This is a genomic window from Pedobacter steynii, from assembly GCF_900103665.1.
GTDB lineage: Bacteria > Bacteroidota > Bacteroidia > Sphingobacteriales > Sphingobacteriaceae > Pedobacter > Pedobacter steynii.
The window spans coordinates 24,850-45,515 of sequence record NZ_FNGY01000009.1 but is presented as its reverse complement, the minus strand read 5'-3'; the positions used below and the strand labels follow the sequence as shown (position 1 = coordinate 45,515).

Here is a 20,666-nt window from a genome sequence, read left to right as displayed (position 1 = left end):
AGATGAGTGCATTTTTAAAAGAAGTAGCAGAAGATTTGGTCACGCGCCTTGGCGGAGATTTGCACCATGCAGCAGTGGTTTTTAACAATAAACGCCCCGTTCCTTACCTACAGAATCATCTCGCAGATTCCATTGGAAAGCCTTTTTGGAGCCCCTCATTTTTCACAATCCAGGAGTTTTTTGCCCTTTCTACTCATTTGCAGGTAGCCGATGGATTCACCCAGTTTTTCACCTTGCTGCAGCAATACAATAAATTGCTGGCAGAGGAGGGAGGAAAGGCGCTGAATCCGGATGTGTTTTATCCCATTGCCAGAATCATTCTGAGTGATTTTTCGCAAATTGACAACGACCTTGTCAATGCAGATCAGTTATTTCAGGAACTGGAAGACATTGCTGTAATCGAAAAGGAATTTCAGCACCTCACACCCGAACAACAACAGTTTTTGGAGCAGTTCTGGTCTTCTTTCTCCTCGGGGAAACAGCAGAACCATCAGGAACAGTTTATTCGCATGTGGCGACGCATGCCAAAGTTATACCGGAGTTTTCATCATGCTTTGAGGGAAAAGGGATATACGACAATGGCTTATATCTATCGTCAGCTGGCGGAAGGAAATGCGGATCGGCCAACCTTTATTAACGACTTCAGTGAAGGAAAACTGGTTTTTGCCGGTTTCAATGCCCTTAGTAATGCCGAGGCCGTCATCTTTAAGCGATGGAATAAAGATGAAAAAGCCTTATTCTACTTTGATGCCGACAATTATTACCTCCAGGATGAAACCCAGGAAGCCGGATTATTCCTGAGAAAAAATATTCAAAAGTTAGGTCTTCCAAATGCATTGGGTGCCAGTAAAGACCTGATCAGGAGTCATCAGAAAGAAATTAATGTCTATAAAACACAGGGACAAACGGCACAGGCAAAAATCCTTCAACAGGAATTGCTGCAGGACTATCCTTTACTCGAGGCGGCAGACAATGCGGGGAAAATTGCACTGATCCTTGCTGACGAAAGTTTATTATTGCCAGTGTTACAGACTATCCCTACCCAGTATCAGCATGCAGAAGGCATTTCTAACATTGACCTCAACGTTACGATGGGATATCCCTTGCTGGCGACCTCCATTTTTGGCCTGGCGGATCTTTGGCTGAGTATTCAGGCACAACTGATCGAAGGTAAAAAGGATACGGTATATTATAGAGAGGTAGAAGCTTTTCTATCGCATCCATTAACAGGGGTGTCTGCCGAACAGAGAGATCTGGTACAGCAGGAAATTTTAAAAGAACAATTGATAGAGGTTCCCGTACTCGGCTTGCATAATGATGAACTGTCTACTTTGTTTTTTACAAAAGTACATAAAGGCTTAGCAGCGATAAATAACCTGCAAAAGGTCTTCAGATTGATCCTGGAGCGCCAATTGGAGGATAAAACTTTAAAACAAACCGAAGCCGATTTGTTTGCTGCCACCTTAAAAGAGTTAAACCGGTTACATGATACATTGGAAGATTACGCGGCCCAGCTACCCCTTTCTTTTGTGCTTTCGCTCATGCAAAAAGCAGTGCAGGGCATTGCAGTGCCTTTAAGTGGAGAGCCTTTACAGGGTGTACAGGTGATGGGATTACTGGAAAGCAGGAGTCTGGATTTCGAACATGTATATGTGCTCGGGGTAAACGAAGGAATCCTGCCACAGGTAAATGTTTCACCAAGCTTTATTCCCGATAGCATCCGAAGGGCTTACGGCTTACCGGTAATTGAAAATCAGGATGCCATTTCTGCTTATATGTTTTACCGTTTATTGCAGCGTTCAAAGAAAGTTAGCCTGGTTTACAACGGACAGGGGGATGATAACAATACCGGAGAACCGAGCCGTTTCCTCCGTCAGCTGGAATTTGAAAGTGGTTATACCTTTAAATATTTTGACCAGTCGCAATCCGTTGCCATTGAATCTAAGGTAAACGTCGACATTAAAAAGGAAGGCGAAGTCCTCCGAAGATTAAACCTCTATCTGGATGGACAGGAAGGCCCTTCTGCTAAACTCTCCGCCACCAGACTCACGACCTACCTGAACTGCCCGGTGCAGTTTTTCTACAAATACATCGCTAAAATAGAAGAGCCGGAAGAGCTGGCAGAAAATCTCGAAGCCAATAGTATTGGTTCTACCCTCCACCTTGTGCTGGAACGCTTTTATCAGAAACTCCAGGCCGAAAGCCCATACATCACTAAAGAACGGATCGTAGAGAATAGAAAAAATCTCGACGAATTGTGTAAACGCGCTTTCGCTTTTGTGATGTTTAAGGAGGAAGAAAAGATTCTTGAACACAACGGAATGCAGCAGGTCATGCTGGCTATTGTTGCAGAATATGCGAATGTTATCCTGGATCACGATGAAAATCAAGCTCCTTTTACCTTAGTGGAACTGGAAAATGATGAGGATTATGTGATTCCTTTCCCAATTAAGGTGCAGGGAGAGGAGCGGTCATTAACCTTGTTTGGAATCATCGATCGCGTTGATCAGCGCAATGGGGTAACCAGAATTGTCGACTATAAAACCGGAAGGGATGAAATTGGCTTCTCCTCCATTGAAGAGCTCTTTGATAGTGAGAGTAATAAGCAGAACAAAGCATTGGTGCAGACCTTGTTTTATACCTACGTTTATGAGCAGGCAAAAGGCATTACCGGAGTAGAGCCCAACCTCTATATCATTCGTAAAATGCGCGAGGAGGGAACCTTGTTCTATTTGAAGGAAAACCGGAAAAGAGTACTTTTACAGGCAGAACAGCTGGACGAAATGAAGGGGAGTTTTAAAACCCTGCTCCAGCAAAAACTGGAAGAATTGTTCAATCCTGATGTTCCCTTTACCCATACGACGGTAGCCGATAATTGCATGTATTGCCCTTACCTGACCCTTTGTGGAAAATAATTAAAATGATGCCTATGTTAGTTTCTGCAGTCCCTATTCTAGCCTCGGTAAATTCAGCGGAAACCATCGCCTTTTACACCGGAAAACTGGACTTTACTTTTCATTCCGAATGGGATGGATACCTGATTTTCAGTAAAGATGACATCGCTTTGCACTTCTGGCCAACAACAGATCCGGACATTCCAAAGCACACCGGTTGTTATATCAATGTAAATAAAGTTGAGCAATTATATCAACTATATGAGCCTCTGGGCGTGATTCACCCTAATGGAAAGCTTGCAGAAATGCCCTGGGGAATGCGTCAGTTCTCGATTTTAGACAACAACGGAAACATCATTCATTTCGGGGAATCCATAGAAAACAAAGTGTAATTAAAACACTACTTTATAATTAAGTTACAATAGTTATATTTGCCGACAGTTAATATTTGAATATACAATGAGAGAAATTCAATTTAGAGAAGCGTTACGTGAAGCCCTAAGTGAAGAAATGCGTAAAAATGAGAACGTATTTCTGATGGGTGAAGAAGTAGCGCAATACAATGGTGCTTATAAGGTAAGTCAGGGTATGTTAGACGAGTTTGGTGACAAACGCGTAATTGATACTCCAATTGCCGAATTGGGCTTTACCGGTATTGGTATTGGCGCAGCAATGAATGGATTGATTCCGGTCATAGAATTTATGACTTTCAATTTCTCGTTGGTTGCTATTGATCAGATTATTAACGGCGCAGCCAAAATGTTATCAATGAGTGGCGGACAGTTCCCTATTCCGATCGTATTTCGTGGCCCAACCGGAAATGCAGGTCAGCTAGGTGCTCAGCACTCTCAGAACTTTGAGAACTGGTATGCAAACTGCCCGGGCTTAAAGGTAGTGGTTCCATCTACTCCTTATGAAGCTAAAGGTCTGTTAAAACAAGCTATCCTTGATCCGGATCCGGTAATTTTCATGGAATCGGAAGTAATGTATGGCGATAAAGGAGAAGTTCCTGAAGAAGAATATTACCTGCCGATCGGTAAAGCTAACGTGGTTAAAGAAGGTACTGATGTAACCATCGTTACTTTCGGTAAAATGTTAACCCGTGTGGTAAACCCGGCTGTAGAAGAGTTGACTAAAGAAGGAATCAGTGTAGAAGTAATCGATTTACGTACCGTACGTCCTATCGATTATCCAACCATCATTGAGTCTGTGAAGAAAACAAACCGTTTGGTGATCGTTGAAGAGGCATGGCCATTGGCTTCTATCTCTTCTGAGATTGCATTTAATGTTCAAAAGAATGCTTTTGACTATTTAGATGCTCCGGTATTGCGCATCACTTGTGCTGATGTTCCACTTCCATATGCACCAACACTGATTGCAGCTAGCTTACCTAATGCTGAAAAAGTGATTAAAGCAGTTAAAGAAGTAATGTACGTAGCAAAATAAGCTATTTAATATATCCTGTTATATGATCCCGTTGGCAAAAAACCAGCGGGATTTTTTTTTATTTATCCTAACCAGGGCGCAACAATTCATTAACATTTTATTTATTTGAGGATGTCAATTGTTAGAATTAATTTTGGCCCCAATTGTACGTTAGAATACCAAAAGATCTTTAAATGAGTCACCATTCTAAAATAATTGCTGCCGAACTTGCGGTGGCTGAAAAGCAGGTTATTGCGACTATTGAATTGTTAGATGAAGGAGCAACAGTTCCTTTTATCTCGCGTTATCGTAAAGAAATGACGGGTAGCCTGGATGAAGTGCAGGTGGCGGCAGTCCGCGACAGGTTTCAACAGCTTCGTGAGCTGGACAAACGCAGAGAGGCAATCCTGAAAGCTTTAGCGGCACTGGATAAGTTGACGCCTGAACTGGAGGCTCAGATCAATGAGGCTACAAACATCGCGACAATCGAAGATATTTATCTTCCTTATAAGCCTAAGCGTAAAACCAGAGCTTCTGAAGCCAGAAAAAAAGGTCTGGAGCCTTTGGCGTTGCTGATCCTGGAACAAGGGAAAGGCGATCCTGATTCCGCAGCCGAAGCTTTTCTGAATGCGGAGCTGGGGGTAAACTCTACAGAAGAAGCCTTAGCCGGGGCAAGGGACATCATCGCGGAGATTGTGAACGAGAGTGTGGAAGTGAGAACCTCAATGCGAAAGTATTTCCAGCAGAAAGCATCTTTCAAATCTTCAGTCCTGAAAGGTAAAGAGGAAGAAGGAATCAAGTATAAAGACTATTTTGAATGGGAAGAACCCCTGAAAGCAGCGCCATCACACCGTGTTCTTGCGATGAGAAGAGGAGAAAACGAATCTATCTTAAAACTGGAGACCATGCCGGAAGAAGAAGGTGCGATCACAATTTTGGAAGAGCAGTTTGTGAAAGGGAATTCCCCAGGCAGCAAACAGGTGAAACTTGCGATACAGGATTGTTATAAAAGATTGTTAGGGCCGGCAATGGAAACCGAAATCCGCTCTTTATCTAAAGATAAAGCAGATGAAGAAGCCATCCGTGTATTTGCTGAAAATGCCAGACAACTCTTGCTGGCCGCACCGATGGGGCAAAAAAATGTCCTGGCTATTGACCCTGGATTCCGTACCGGATGTAAAGTGGTATGTTTGGACAGGCAAGGTAAGTTACTAGAGAATACAGCGATCTATCCACATACCGGACAAGGAAATGTGAAGAACGCCGCAGATAAAATTATTGAGCTTTGTAAAAAGCATGAAGTAGAAGCCATTGCCATCGGTAATGGTACCGCAGGAAGAGAAACAGAAGTGTTTATCCGCGGACTTCAACTTCCGGAAATCACAGTGGTGATGGTAAATGAAAACGGAGCCTCTATCTATTCTGCTTCAGATGTGGCAAGAGAAGAGTTTCCAACTCAGGATATTACGGTTCGTGGCGCAGTTTCCATCGGCAGAAGGTTAATGGATCCATTGGCAGAACTGGTGAAGATCGATCCTAAATCTATTGGCGTCGGACAATACCAGCACGATGTAGACCAAAGTAAATTACAACAATCTCTGGATGATACCGTAATGAGCTGCGTAAATGCAGTAGGAGTGGAGTTAAATACCGCTTCGAAGCAAGTATTGGCGTATGTTTCCGGTCTTGGACCTCAATTGGCGCAAAACATCGTGACCTATAGAAACGAAAATGGGGCGTTTAAAAACAGAGAAAGCTTGAAAAAGGTTCCCCGTTTAGGTGATAAAGCATTTGAACAAGCTGCGGGATTCCTTAGGATCAGAAATGCAGAGCATGTGCTGGATGCAAGTGGTGTTCACCCGGAGCGTTATGCATTGGTGAATAAAATGGCCAGAGATTTAAATTGTACAGTTGCTCAGCTGGTGAAAGATACAGAGTTGAGAAAACAGATCAAATTACAGCAATATGTGAGTGAAGAGATCGGTTTACCGACACTAAATGACATCATGAGTGAACTGGCGAAACCAGGAAGAGACCCCCGTGAGCAATTCGAAGCATTTAGCTTCACGGATGGGGTGAATGAAGTTTCAGATTTGAAGATCGGCATGAAACTTCCTGGAATTGTAACTAACATTACCAATTTCGGCGCTTTTGTGGATATAGGTGTTCATCAGGATGGTCTGGTACATACCAGTCAGATGTCTGATCGTTTTATCGCCAACCCTAACGATGTGGTAAAAGTGCACCAAAAGGTGGAAGTAACCGTAATGGAAGTAGATGTGGCACGCAAGCGCATTTCCTTATCCATGAAAACAGGAGAAGCGAGGCCTAAGACAAAAAACACGGGAAAACCAGTAGAAAAGCCAAAGACGTTCAGCAAACCATCAGCAGCTAAACCGAAACCTATACATAAACCGGAGCGAAAAGAAAAAGCGCAACCAGAAGGGGATTTGCAACTGAAGCTGGCAGCATTGAAAAATAAGTTTAAATAACGCACGATAAACAAAAAAGGTTCGAAACTCACATTTCGAACCTTTTTTGTTTAATCCTCGCGGCTTCCATCATCGGCCATGCGGACGATCTTCGGACTGAACCTGGCCACCACATCCACGAGCTCTCTTTGTGCGTCCATCACAAGGTTGATGTCTTTATAAGCCATTGGAGCCTCATCTAACCCAGCTCCGATTAAGGTGACTTCATGTTCTTTTAAAATTGCCCTCATTTGATCTTTGGAGATGTTTTTAATGGCTTTTGTCCGGCTCATTAATCTTCCTGCACCATGAGAGGCAGAGTTAATAGCGGCAGTTTCACCTTTTCCTCTGACCAGGAAACCAGGAGCAGTCATAGAGCCCGGAATAATTCCCATCACGCCCTTACCTGCAGGAGTCGCTCCTTTACGGTGAACAATCACTTCTTCTCCGTTCCAGACCTCTTTCCAGGCAAAGTTATGGTGGTTTTCTACCGTAGCCAGGACTTCTGCGCCAATGGCCTTAGTCAGTTTTTTATGGATCACCTCATGACAGGCGGAAGCATAATCTCCGGCAAGGTTCATCGCCAGCCAATATTCTTGTCCGGCTTCAGAATTCATATCCAGGTAAGCCAGGTTTGCTGCTTCTTGTGGAAGTTTACACAATTCCTTAGCCAGTTTGGTATAATATCCGGCTACCGTTGCCCCAAATCCGCGTGAACCTGAATGCGTCAGCAAAGCGAGATATTTTCCTTTAGGGATGGTTAAGGCCTCGTCGTCTTTCTCAAACTCGATAATTCCCCATTCCACAAAGTGATTTCCACCACCAGAGGTTCCCAATTGGGAATAAGCTTTGTCGTGCAGGTTTTTGATCATTGGTGTAAGGTTAAATTCTGCCCGATCGAGAACCTTATGGTCTGCTTTATATCGTCCATGAAAACCATGCCCTGCCCCAAATTTGGTATGTGCAATCAGTTCTCTTTTGAATTGAGCTTCATGCGCATGGAAATGGCTTTCTGAAATATCGAATACAGATAGCGCCATTCTGCAACCAATGTCAACACCCACCCCGTAAGGTATAATTGCATTACGCGTCGCTAAAACGCCTCCTATCGGCAAACCATATCCTTGATGTGCATCGGGCATTAATGCTCCGGCAACACTCACCGGTAGCCTCATCGCAATGTTCATTTGTTTTCTTGCGCCTTCTTCTATTTGATCAGCTCCGTATATCGTGTAAGCTGCCGCTTGTTCTGACAGGTTGATCGTGTCATCTGCCGGTGCAGAAGCCGCTTCAATGATAGCTGTGGCCAGTTCTTCCAGGACATCGTGGTCCATAAAATGTTCTGGTTTCGCTTTCACTTCAACCAATAGATCGATTAGTTCTTCTTTGCTTAATTCTTCAAATCTATTTTCTATCAGGCTTAATGCAAGGCCGAGTATTTTTCCGGGAGCATAACCTCTTTTAATCAGGTCATCTCCATTCAATATATTGTTCATTGTTCAATTTCTAATGGTATAATTCCGTTCTCATGGCGATGAGCACTCTTTCGAGCGCCTCCTCATCCGGAGATTCCGGCAAATCACTTTTTTTGTAAGCCAGGTCTATCTGTACGATCAGTTCCTCAGCCATCTTTTGCAGGTCATCATAAGCATAATGACCCGACTTTATCGAGAGCAATTCCGCTCTGTTAGGCCGCTTTATCCTAAGCTCTGCTGTGCGTAGGAGCTCCTCGGCTACCTGAAGCAAACGGATGGTGTGCATCATGTTTTTTGCATCGTAATCCTTGCCGTGTTCCAGATTGTTGAGGTAGCGCTCCTCATTCCTTTTATCTACCCAATCCCAGTATTCCCGGTATTCTTTGCAATAGCTGGAATAGCTGTCCTGGTTAAACTGGAGGTAGGCCACTTCTTTTTCTCCTTTAGGAACGGAAGATAAAGAAAGCTCATTTGCCAACACATTTGTTGCGATTCCTTTATAGCCCAGCTTTCCTTTCTGATCATAAAATAAAGCAAATAAACCTCTGGAATGCGGGATATTGATCAGCCCGCATTGTTCCTGTCGGTATCCTTTCGCTTTTAACCAATCCCGGAGGGCAAGAGCCTGATAACCTTCCAATATAAAGCAGAAGTCTAACACCGTTGCCCTTTCTTTGGGCAGCGGATTGACGATTTTCTTCTTCAATCCTTTCGCTTTCCGGATCTGAGTGATGGCATAACCGGCAAAAGTATCCTTGCATAGTTTCGATAAAAACATCGATGTATTCAGGTTGTCCATTACCGGATGTTTGTACAAGACCATTTCTTCCGGAGAGGCCAGCATTTCCAGCATATTAGGGTTGTTTTTTATCAACAATTCTACATACCTGCCCAACTCGTAATACACTTCATCATTGCTTTCATTGCTGATCTGCGGAGTGTAAGTCAATCCATAAAATTCGGATTTTGGAAGGTAATAAACGCCTTTAAGGTCAGTATCAGATGTTACCGTGTCTAATCCATAAGACCGGCTTCCGCTAACACATTCAAAAAGCAATAAGCCTTTATCCTTTATCTCTTGTATCGTCATATCCGTTTATTGTTTTTATAAAGAACTGGTCCAGTCCTGCTATATCAAATTGATTTTTAGGCAGGTCTTTAGCCGCTTCGGTACAATTTATAAATTCCTCATCTATAAAATTCTTTAACGGCGCAGGTATTTTTATCATCGTTGCTTCTTTTCCGGTAGCCTTAAATACGATCAGCTCGCTGACCAATGTTTGTAAATGTTTTGGAAGCAGACCCATTAAAGGGCCTATTTCCATTGGAGCGATTTGATTCTTTTCTAAACACCATTTTGCAGAAAGCAGAGGGCGAAGTACATAAAACAGTTTCTTTATTTTTATCTCATCCTCATTCACGACGGTATCCATTGCGCCTTTGGCGATGCCCAGGTAATGGTGTGCATTTGTCCGCTGACTGAAATAACCATGGCATAAATCCCATAACAGGGCTTTGAAATTTCCGTCTTCTCCATAAACAACCGGAGATTGAAGCCACTCAAAAGGAGTGGTGTTGGATTTTTTTAACAGCTGCAAAACTTTTCGCAGGTCCCATCCATAGATGTCCAGCTCGTCGTTTATAGGGAAGCTCAGGTGATCTGCTCTTTCCGTTATCGACAGGTAGTAATGAACAGGTTTTACATAGATAAACCGTACATCAAAGTCACTGTCCATCGAAGGGAACTGCCATCCCCGACTGCCTGATTCGCAAGAGAAGAGTATTTTTATATCGTGCGCTTTCTCTATTGCACTTAGTTTATTTACGATTGTTGTTTTCATTGGTATAACTTTTTTAGTAGTCATGAAGCCATCATAAGCGTATCATTTATTCTTATTTGTAAATGGTATGCCTGTGATGGTTTCATTTTTCTAATTATTTAACGAAGATTTGCTTCAATTGATCGATCATTTGTCCGCTTCCGGATAAGCTGATCGTATTGATCTTTTCTGCAATCTTCTCTACATATTCCATTTCTTTCAATTTATATAACATGGCGTTATCTTCCATCAGTTTTGCCGTATTTAGCAAGCTTCTGGTCGAGGCGGTTTCCTCTCTTCTTGTGATCAGGTTGGCCTGTGCTCTTTTTTCAGCAATCAGCACCTGATTCATGATTTCTTTGATATCACCTGGTAATATAATGTCCTTCAGGCCACAGTTGATTAATTCAACACCCAGAAGCGCTGCATTTGCTGCGGAGCTGATTAATACATGCTGCGCAATCTTTTCCTTGCTTTCCATGAGCTCATCAAAGGTTAACCTTCCAATGAATTCCCTCAGAGCCAACTGGATCAATACGTACAGTTGTTTCTCAAATTCTTTGTTTTCCAACAAAGCTTTAATCGCATCTGTTACTTTGTATTGAACAGTGAAGTTGATTCTCAACTGTGCTTTGTCCTTGGTTAAAATCTCCTGTCCGGCGATTTCCATGTTCAGTTGTCTCAGGTCAGTTTTTAACACCTGGATCAGCGTACTGTTGTTCCACCAGATGTAGTTCCCTACTTCCAATACGCGTTCAAACTTTCCGTCAACCATCATCAAAGCGGCTTCGTAGCTCTCAATTCTGAACGATCTGACATAAGGCTGCATCAAAGACTTCAATAAAGTGCTTTTATCAATGCTTTCCGTGATTTCATATTTATTCAGGTCTGCATTCAGGAACGTATACTTGTTTAATCCGATCCAAAAGGCATATCTTCCTGCAGTCAACACCTGTTTGAAGTTCCCGTTTTGGTATACTAAAACCAAGGTGTTGTCCTTCACTTCTACCAGGTGAACCAGATTCGCGAAATCTTTATTTTGTAACAGGACGTCCAGCTCTGTAGAAGCGATAAAAGTTTTAGACTGATCGTAAACTTCTATGGTTTCTCCAAATCCTAACCAGTAGTTTCCTGCTGTTAATATTCTTTTAAATTCTCTGTTTTTGTAAACCAACCCCACAGAGTTGGTGTTAATGGTTACTCTTTTCATATATTTTAAATTTTGGTTGGTTTAATATTTATTTATTCCTGACATGAGGAAGAATGGTGCGCTCTTTGACCATTCTTCCGGTAGCTTTTTCTATTCTTTTTTAACAAGCATTTTTGAAAAACATTCATCCAAATGATACGGAAGTTCCGTTTGGCAGGAATATTTTGATCTTTAAAGATGCGCTGCGCAATTCAAACCGTCCTTTTCAGATGCGGTTCGCAAGGGCTGGCATATTTGGCAATCAACATTCTTCTTTACCGTTACGGACTTTCAAAGTCTCTTTTGGATTGCCTTAGTCCCGATCTCCTTATGATCAGGAATAAAGCGGAATGTTTTTCTCCAATGCTTAATGACGAGGATTTGTGAAGTTCCTCTTCTTCATCACGGATCCTAAGTCCATTGCATTACCGTTTTGCTATTCCAATTTTGGTCGGAAGCAGGATTCGAACCTGCAATTTGTATTACTCTGACCCCTGAGTTATCCCGGAAAACCGGGAGTGGGATTCGAACCCACGTCACATACATGATATTGACAATCTATTATCCTAATTCGCCAGGATATGAAAACACAATCGTTTCATACTTTGGGGCCATACAGAAACCCGCAACTGCGGACGTTAATGATATAGTACTGCCATTCCCTTTCGGGAATATTTTTAAGTACTTACGTACTGATATGATTCAAAGAACTTGTCGTTGTGATCGACATTACAAAGGTGCATGGGACATAACGCAGCACAATTGCGCAGTTGTTTTTTATAATATGCATTTGTTTTATCTTGCTGGTAATCAAAGTGATAATTTTGTTTTAGCGCCAAAATAATCCTGAGATACTTTAAGATGCGCAGCTCTATTGCGTAGTCAATTGCTTTTCTTACTTTTATAAAAAGGAAATTTCAGATGTCGATCAATAAACTAGCCCTCATACGTTACAAAACCATTGATGAATGTTTAAAAAACAGGTTCCGGAAATGGAGCCTTGACGACCTGATTGAAAAGGTTGCTGCGGTGCTGTTCGAATATGAAGGAATCAGTTCGGGAGTAAGCAAAAGGACAGTTCAGTCGGATATTCAAATTATGAGGAGCGATAAGCTGGGCTATAAGGCACCTATCGTCGTTACCGACCGAAAGTATTATGCCTATAGTGATCCTAATTACAGCATTACAAAAGCTCCGATCAATAACAACGATATTGAAAAGATGAAGGAAATCGTTGGTGTGCTGAAGCAATTTAACGGCTTTAGTTATTTTGATGAAATGAGTGATATGATCGCCAAGCTGGAAAACAACCTGTATAAATCTACCAACCAAAGTAGAAACTGTATCCAGTTCGAAAGTAATAAGCAACTACGTGGCCTAAAGTTCATCACTCCCCTGTACAGTGCCATTCTGAATAAGGTACCCTTACTGATCGAATACAAATCCTTTAAGGCATTGAAGGCGCAGCAGATGATTTACTTTCCTTATTTGTTAAAGGAATATCGGAACCGATGGTTTCTGATTGTAAAACCAAAGAAGGGAAGGATTCTGATTACACTGGCGCTCGACCGGATCCTGGAATTTCAGGAATTAACTAAAGAACCCTTTATAGAATATAAAGGGGTTGATTTTGATCGCTATTTTGAGGACTTACTCGGGGTGACCAAATCTGAGAAGGACCGGGCACATAAAGTAATTCTAAGGATAAATAAACAACATGCGCCTTATATTCTGACCAAGCCGCTGCACCACAGTCAGGTCTTACTGAAAGAGGATCATGAGGGGATCGTCATTCGGATCGATGTGGTCTTAAACTTTGAGCTGGAACGGGAGATATTAGGGTTTGGAGAATGTATGAAAGTCCTGGGGCCGAGAAACCTGGCATCCAGAATCAGCAGAAGGCTGGAAGAATCCGCAAAGCAATACAACACAACGATATAACTACTCCAATTCTGTTCATTATGGTTTAGGTTATTTTTATTAGTTAATAAATATTTTTTATGTCTTATTAATTATTTTGTGGTAAAATTTATACCATTTGTAAAATATAGGGTATATTCCGTTTAGGGTAATTGTTGAACGATAACGCCTGATCTTCAACATAAATAACTAAGCCAAATATTAACCTTCTTGCCTAATGGAAAACAAACTGATTACGGAGATCAATATTGAGGATAAACAGATCTCTCATTTTGCCTCTTTTACTTTGGAACAGCAATTCAATACACACCATTACTTCGAGTTAAAGTTCAATCACGACGAGAATGGTGCACCAGGAATGGTGACCCTGGAAAAAAGCAGGGAATTTATCGGCAAAAGCCTTTCTGCCTCTTTCGGTTATGCTATCGATAAACTACAAACTTTTACTGGTATCGTAACTAAAGTAGAACTTGCCCAGACCCATGGTTATCACGGGATTCTGGTGGTTAGTGGATATAGTCCGGGAATTCTGATAGACAGGGGACCTGATTTAGGGTCTTATCTCGGAAAAAACCTAAATGCGATAGTGACCCTCGCTACCAAAGATACTCCTGCAAATGATTTGAAGATTGTAGTTAATGCAGCCCGAAAATCTCCAATCGATTATGTGATCCAATACAGAGAGAGCGATTTTGAATTTCTGAACCGCTTGTCTGCCGAATACCATGAATGGTTTTTCTATGATGGAGAAAATCTCAATTTTGGAAAACCTGATGAACAGGAAGAAATATCCCTCTTTTATGGACGTAACCTTCATACTTTACAGTATGCAATGGAAGTCGCTCCGATAAAGAACAACAGATTTGCCTATAACCCCCGCAAAAACGAGATGTTGCAGAGTGAAAGTAAAGGCGCTGCAGATCAGGGGTCTGATGATTTAATTCATGCAGTGAACGCTTCCAATACAGTCTATAGCAAAACCTTTAACCAGCCTAGCTTAATTCGTGTAGACAGTAACTCAGAGCTGAAAGATCATGTGGAGAACGAAGAAAAAGCCAGCATCAGCAATTTATTGCGCATTTCGGCCGCTGGAGATAATCCGGAAGTTGGGATTGGTAAAATTGCCGAAATTACCATGAGCATACGGGAAGTGCTGGACTTCGTTACGGATAGCCTTGGTAAGTTCTTAATCACACGTGTAGTACATACCATTGACGGTACCGGACGTTATAAAAACAATTTTGAAGGGGTGGTTTCTACTACAGAACGCCTGCCTGTAAAACATTATGTAAAGCCAAGCCCTGATATGCAGCTGGCAGATGTGCAGGACAATGCGGATCCACAGGGACAAGGCAGAATCAAGGTGAAATTCAAGTGGAAATGCCTGACTAATGATACGACAGAATGGTTACGTGTGGTCACGCCTGACGCAGGAAGTAGTGATGCCGTAAGTAAAAACCGTGGTTTTGTGTTTATTCCTGAAAAAGGGGATCAGGTATTGGTGGCTTTTGAAGAAGGAAATGTGGCCAGACCAATTGTCATAGGAAGCGTTTACCATCAAAATAATGCGGATAGTAATCCACAAGTAGATAACCACCTGAAAAGTATTTTCACAAAATCAGGTCACCATATAGAGTTTAACGACCAGGATGGAGGAACAAGCCTTACCGTTAAAGATCCCTCAGGGAATACAATTTTGCTGGATACCAAAGAAAGCAGTATCCTGATTACCGCTCCGGAAACGATAACGCTAAGGAGTAAAAATATTGTTATGGAGGCCTCCGAAACCATTACAGCCACCGCGGGTACAAATATTACCTATCACGCTAAGGAAGGGTTTTTCAAGCAGACGGCTAAAACAGACATCGAGCTTAGGGCTGAAAACATTAGAGAGGTGGCTACTAATGCATATGAGTCTTATGCTAAGAATGTATCCGTTTCTGCTGACGTAGAATTCAGTGCTACTGCCGGATCAACTGCTGTGGTTAAAAGCCCGCTGACAGAAATAGAGGGAAGTCAGAATAAACTGCAATTGCCTTAATGATCAGAAATGAATTTCAATCGCGTATCAATATGAGAACGAGGCAAGGATGGCAGGTTGGCATTAAAATGATCTTTTGTGCGGTCTTGTTTTTTTGTTTTATGGCCTGCAGTGGACAAAGTAAAAAAGAGGGGATAGCTAAGGTGCCAGACCAGGCTGAGCTCCAAAAGCTTTGGATGAAGGAAAAACATCGCCTGGAGATTGATTATTGCAAGTTGTACTATAATGGAAAACAGATTCTGTTGCATGATTCGATTTCTAATTTAAAACGAATAATAGGGCTTAATTATAAGGAACGTAAAGGGCGGTTGTATTACCAGGATGTGCCAGTTTTTGTATTAGCTGTTAGAAGATATAAAGGAGGCGTGAGCATTGCAGAGGCGGAAGCTACAAATGCAAGCTATACGACTGTCCCTACGAGTATACAGATTATGATGGGAGATGTGACGAAAGATGAGTATGAACAAAAAAAAGATACTCCGGATTCTTACGGATTTTCAATACCTGGAGCGAAGTATGTTCGGATAAATGGAGTTATTATTAGCAGTGATATGATGCCTGACGAGATAAACGAGCTAATGAGGGAAAACCACAAGCCCGTATTTAATGCAAGAAGAAGTTGGGCTTATGCAAAAGTATACTCTTCTGGCGGTAATCCCCGAATGGAAGCTTGCCAACCAGATCCGCGTTTGAAACAGGAAAACCTAACGAGTATTGAGATCAAATACCAAAGGGAGCCTGACGGTGAAAGGAAACCATCATTTATGACAAGCATCGTATATGAATATACTGATGACCATGGAGAAGTAAAACCTTGAATTATGATTAAGAGCCGTGTTTTATCAGAAAACATGAAGGATAGAATTAAAAATAAATATTGTTTTTCTGGCTTAAGCTTTGAGCGTAGGTTATGAGATCGATTAAAAGCAAATAAACGTATTTGATCGGGATTTTTTGATCTTATATAGAATGATGAAATTAAACCTTAGAAAATAAAAAATGAATCTGCTGAAAATGAAAAATGTCAAGATATTCTCTTTTTGCTTACTCGTTTTTTGCTTTACAGCCTGCAATGGGCAAAGTAAAAAAGAGGAAAAAGGTAAAAAGGAAGGGGTAACTAAAAGACCAGCCCAGGCTGAACTTCAAAAGCTTTGGGCGAAGGAAAAACATCGCTTCGAAATTGATTATTGCAAGTTGTATTATAATGGAAAACAGATTCTGCTACATGATTCGATTTCTAATTTAAAACGAATAATAGGGGGAAACTATAAAGATGATAATATGGGGGGATTGTTCTATCAGGATGTACCTGTGTTTGTAATGCTTACGAAAAGATTTAAAGGGGGAGTAAGCGCTACGGAAGCGGAAGCTACAAATGCGAGTTCTACAACTGTTCCCATTAGCATACAGATTATGATGGGAGAGGATTCAAAAGAAGAGCATGAGCAAAAGAAAGATGCTCCGGATTCTTACGGATCTTCAATACCCGGAGCGAAATATGTTCGGATAAATGGAGTCATCATAAGCGATGACATGATGCCGGATGAAATTAATGAATTAATGAAGGAAAACCATAAGCCGGTGTTTAATGCCAGAAGGAGCTGGGCCTATGCGAAAGTATACTCTTCAGTTGGTAATCCCCGAATGGAAGCTTGTCAACCAGATCCGCGGTTGAAGCAGGAAAACTTAACAAATATTGAGATTAAATATCAAAGAGAGCCTTCTGGTGAAAGGAAACCATCATTTATGACAAGTATTGTATATGAATACACAGATGATCATGCGGAAATAAAACCTTAAATTATGTCTAAGATAGTCGCGATTTTAACAGACCCAACTACAGATGGCTTGATTGTAAAAGTACCCTGTAATTTAGCGACCCTGAATGGTAAGCCAATAGCTACCATGGGTTCTCAAATACTTAAAAATCAAGGGGGAATGGATGCTCCTGCTGAATTTGTACCAGGTGTTCGACTCAACAACAAGCCACTTACTTTTGTGCAGGCAAAAACTGCTGGAGGTGCAATGATTCAAAGTGCAGGCTGTGTTACTGCTTGCATTTTGGAACCGAGTAGCAGTAGTAAAAAAAGACCAGAGGAAGTCGTTGAGGTTGAGGATATTAGCATTGAGAGTGATTATGCCTATAAGCAGGTAGAAAAATTAGCTGAAGAAGTTGCTCAATCAACATTTAGTATGTTATTAGAAGTCTTTTTTGACAAGGATATTCCCTTGAAAGCATATGAGCAGCTTTATAAGGACTTTAGTGAAAAGAAGAAAGATAAGCTCAATCCTAAATTGAGGCTCGTAAATGCCAGTGGATTTATCGCCGCATATGTTTGGAAAGATCGGGTTATAGAGATCAACAAATCAACAGTAATCAAGGCAAAAAAAGGAGATAAAACAGCAAATTCCTATTTATTGCAGGGGCTTCTTGAAGAATATGGCCATTTTTTGGATGATATTCTTCGCAATGAGTATTCCAGTCAAAAGGGGGACGCAATTCATGATGAAGGTCAGGTTTTTGCCTATTATTTTACCAATTTTAATATTCTTGAAGACAAGGATATTGAATATGCTATAGCCACAGTGAATGGAGATAGTGAAACTTTGAAGCTTGATCTCTCAGATTTGAATGAAGAGATTAGTAAGGTGATGGGGCGTTTTGAAAAAGATTATAAGAGCAACGAAAGGGAGTATTTTAAGGCTGGAAAGGTAAATGCCGAAATGAAAGAGTACGGACATTTTGATCTGGAAAAACAAGTTTTCTCACCTGAAGATAAAAAACAGCAGGGCATTTTGACAGCAAAACAGCTTAGTTTCTTATATCTCGGAAATTATATGCGTGACATGAGTCAATGTATCACTCCTTCAACTGCAATGTACCCTCCCGATATTCTGAGCAAAATAGAAAACTTTAGAGGCCTTAAGTTTCTAGACCCGGTAAAGCCAAATAGAGAAAGCTGGACATTGATCATCGAGGTGCTTGCTGCCCATCACACGGTTCAGGAATTCATAGGAGAAATGCCTGAGCCAATGGGAGGGCCCGGGCAGGGCTTAACCGATCCTGCTAAGCCTGCAAAAAATCCGATTACAGAAAAACTGGAAAAAATAGCAGTTAGCATGGGGCTAAAGGCGGCGCAATTGGCGGCTGATTATGTCGTGTTTGTTAAGAATTTTGGTGGTTTTACTAAAGAAGAATTGGGTGTGTATGCCCCTGAACAGCATATAGACAATCCATTGTATGCGCGTGCCTTTGACGAAATTAATAACGATATTTTCTGTTGTCCCAGTCCAGGACAAAATCCTGAGGCTGTTGATGTGCCTTTGGGAGAGCAAATGGGATTGCAGGGAATTATAAGAAATACCGAGGGAGATCAGGAAACAGATTTTTGCCCGATATCAAATTCTCTGGGAGCAGGTAAATATGCGAAGAAAGGAGTCGGTGTTCCTACCGCCCTTTCCTATATAGAAAAGGAATTGAATAAGGGAGTTGCTAAGTATAAATCCGGAACTAGTGAATATGAAAAAAATAGAGGCTTAATTAACATTGGTAATGCTTTCCATGTGCTCGAAGATTATTTTGCGCATACAAACTTTGCTGAAATCAGCCTGATTAAGCTAGGCATATCGGTATATCCCTGGGTAGAACCGGCTAATTTTAGGCAAAAAGGATATAAAGTCGAAAAAGTTGAAAAACGTCAGGATCTTGGCAATTTTATCAGCGACTTTCCGGCTAAAAAATCTACTGAATCGGATATTTGGCCTGATGTAGCAGATTTTTTTGCAGGAAAAGGCGAGTTAGTACGGCTAGAGCACCTGAGGGTAAGCTATCGGGGAATGTTTGTTTTTAAAAGCACCAGCACAGATCCTGAGTTTAATAAAAAGTATCCGACTCAAAAACGGATCTACAACGCTTATTTTCGTAATACTACTACAATTGGGATCAGAGTCGCCACAGACCTGGGGCTTACGCTGAATGGAGAGGCTTACATTAGTGCTTTACCGGTTGTTTCAGGTTTCTTTTCAAGTGCTGATACGGTCCATAGTTTAGCTGATGCGGCAAAAAAACTCTTTGAGCAAAAGGAGATCAGTCTTAAGAATTTAATGATGGAGAGCGGGCTTAACGATTATGCCAAGGCTGCATTGACATTAGTGGATATGCTAATCATTGCATGGCTGACAGATATTAAGCTTAATCAAAAGGAAATGGATAAGCAGGGTGCGGAAACAGGCAAAGCAAAGACAGAAATTCTGGAGTATTATAAAACGTTTATAGAAGTTCGAAGCATTGCAATTACGATACTAATAGAGATCAAAAAGAAGAGCCCTTTATTAGGGCTCGTTATTCTGTTCGTCCAAAAAATTATCGACAGTCTTTATAATGCATTGATGAATGTCATAAAGAAAGTGATTGTAAGTTGTTTGGAGGTAATGGAGAAGGGAATAGTCGTTGGTCAGAATATTCAGAGTTATAAGATTCTGAGTTCAAATCCTTCTCACTCACAATTAGCTAAAGACGATCCGGGACATCCACTACATAGTTTGGCTGCTGCGTTGGCTATTGAAGCGTTGAGTATGCAGAAAGACAACATGAAAAAATTAAGGTTCAATAATCCGGTCACTGCAAATGATTTTATTGCTAAAATGAAAGAAGCCATGGTTCATCCCGGTTTAGGTACCTGGATGGATGCCACAGTCCTTCAGTGGGTAAACACTAACGTCCATAAAATTGAAGACCTCAACAAAGAAGCGGGTTTCAAAAAGCGGACAGAAGATACTGTTGATGCAATTAACCGGGCTATTGATGAGTTTGAGAAAAGAAAGGAACAGGTGATAGAGAGTTATATGGAGTTGAAAGCCGATATCCGAAGATATATTGACAAATTAAGAAAGTCCATCGAAGATTTAAAAACAGCGATCGCACGGTTTGAAAGAATGTCAACCAGAAAACTTAAAAAGCTTCAGGGAGAGATGGAGCAGGCCGTAAGAGATTTTTCAAATCAAATGAACGAATCTGCGGAAGAGCTGGGCAGGCGTTATGATCGTTTTCAGGGTTTTATGAAGGAGAAGACGGAAGAAGTGGATAAAGCGATGGAGGAAGCATGGGAAGAGTTCCAGAAGCTATTTTCGGTCAACTCTGATGATCGTTTTAGACAATATATGGCGGGTATACATCAGGAGCACAAATTATCCGAACCTGAAACTAATGAATATGAGCACCGTTTATACGCTTATCTGACCGAAACTAAGGATCCGGTCTATAAACAGGATGGGGAGGCCATTAATGAATATCTGGCGCTAATGGATGGATTGGATAAATACAACGAAAAATATATGTTTGAAGATTCAAAAACCATGCTTGCAAGAATTAAAAACAGCGAAAATCAAACTAGTTTTAGCACGCTGGCTTAAAAAGAAGACCGTATACAGC

13 protein-coding genes are annotated in these 20,666 nt (G+C 41.3%); 9 read left to right on the top strand and 4 right to left on the bottom strand.

Features of this window, described 5'->3' with window-relative positions; genetic code table 11:
- Positions 1-2: 2 nt before the first annotated feature.
- The 4 genes from BLQ87_RS23030 to BLQ87_RS23015 all read left to right on the top strand — a co-directional run bounded on the left by BLQ87_RS23030 (position 3) and on the right by BLQ87_RS23015 (position 6,811).
- Positions 3-2,915 carry a PD-(D/E)XK nuclease family protein gene (locus tag BLQ87_RS23030; RefSeq protein ID WP_074611286.1) on the top strand — a complete coding sequence of 971 codons (2,913 nt, stop codon included), beginning with the start codon at positions 3-5 and terminating at the stop codon, positions 2,913-2,915.
- Positions 2,916-2,929: 14 nt separating this feature from the next.
- The gene (locus BLQ87_RS23025) at positions 2,930-3,286 is read left to right on the top strand and encodes a bleomycin resistance protein (protein ID WP_083362024.1); all 357 of its coding nucleotides are present in this window, start codon (positions 2,930-2,932) and stop codon (positions 3,284-3,286) included.
- A gap of 67 nt (positions 3,287-3,353) precedes the next feature.
- Complete coding sequence (locus BLQ87_RS23020; protein WP_074611285.1) at positions 3,354-4,340, top strand: pyruvate dehydrogenase complex E1 component subunit beta; 987 nt, start codon at positions 3,354-3,356, stop codon at positions 4,338-4,340.
- A 173-nt stretch (positions 4,341-4,513) separates the two neighbouring features.
- Positions 4,514-6,811, top strand: coding sequence for a Tex family protein (locus BLQ87_RS23015; RefSeq protein WP_074611284.1), 2,298 nt, complete (start codon positions 4,514-4,516; stop codon positions 6,809-6,811).
- Between the two features lie 50 nt (positions 6,812-6,861).
- Here BLQ87_RS23015 and BLQ87_RS23010 read toward each other — a convergent pair whose 3' ends face one another.
- The 4 genes from BLQ87_RS23010 to BLQ87_RS22995 form a co-directional block, all read right to left on the bottom strand.
- Entirely contained in the window at positions 6,862-8,286 is a 1,425-nt protein-coding gene (locus tag BLQ87_RS23010; protein ID WP_074611283.1) for an RtcB family protein, read from the bottom strand.
- Between the two features lie 10 nt (positions 8,287-8,296).
- Entirely contained in the window at positions 8,297-9,355 is a 1,059-nt protein-coding gene (locus BLQ87_RS23005) for a DNA polymerase beta superfamily protein (RefSeq protein WP_074611282.1), read from the bottom strand.
- Complete coding sequence (locus BLQ87_RS23000) at positions 9,330-10,106, bottom strand: nucleotidyltransferase domain-containing protein (RefSeq protein ID WP_074611529.1); 777 nt, start codon at positions 10,104-10,106, stop codon at positions 9,330-9,332. The genes BLQ87_RS23005 and BLQ87_RS23000 overlap by 26 nt, the downstream gene beginning before the upstream one ends.
- A gap of 94 nt (positions 10,107-10,200) precedes the next feature.
- A complete protein-coding gene (locus BLQ87_RS22995; RefSeq protein WP_074611281.1) occupies positions 10,201-11,295 on the bottom strand; it encodes a slipin family protein in 1,095 nt (364 codons plus the stop codon).
- Between the two features lie 900 nt (positions 11,296-12,195).
- Here BLQ87_RS22995 and BLQ87_RS22980 point away from each other — a divergent pair.
- The 5 genes from BLQ87_RS22980 to BLQ87_RS22960 all read left to right on the top strand — a co-directional run bounded on the left by BLQ87_RS22980 (position 12,196) and on the right by BLQ87_RS22960 (position 20,647).
- Entirely contained in the window at positions 12,196-13,215 is a 1,020-nt protein-coding gene (locus BLQ87_RS22980) for a helix-turn-helix transcriptional regulator (RefSeq protein ID WP_074611278.1), read from the top strand.
- 196 nt (positions 13,216-13,411) lie between these two features.
- Positions 13,412-15,235 carry a type VI secretion system Vgr family protein gene (locus tag BLQ87_RS22975; protein ID WP_074611277.1) on the top strand — a complete coding sequence of 608 codons (1,824 nt, stop codon included), beginning with the start codon at positions 13,412-13,414 and terminating at the stop codon, positions 15,233-15,235.
- A complete protein-coding gene (locus tag BLQ87_RS22970; RefSeq protein ID WP_074611276.1) occupies positions 15,235-16,053 on the top strand; it encodes a hypothetical protein in 819 nt (272 codons plus the stop codon). Before BLQ87_RS22975 ends, BLQ87_RS22970 begins: the two co-directional genes overlap by 1 nt.
- Before the next feature lie 181 nt (positions 16,054-16,234).
- Complete coding sequence (locus tag BLQ87_RS22965) at positions 16,235-17,035, top strand: hypothetical protein (protein WP_074611275.1); 801 nt, start codon at positions 16,235-16,237, stop codon at positions 17,033-17,035.
- Between the two features lie 3 nt (positions 17,036-17,038).
- The gene (locus BLQ87_RS22960) at positions 17,039-20,647 is read left to right on the top strand and encodes an HET-C-related protein (protein WP_083362023.1); all 3,609 of its coding nucleotides are present in this window, start codon (positions 17,039-17,041) and stop codon (positions 20,645-20,647) included.
- The last annotated feature ends 19 nt before the right edge of the window (positions 20,648-20,666 follow it).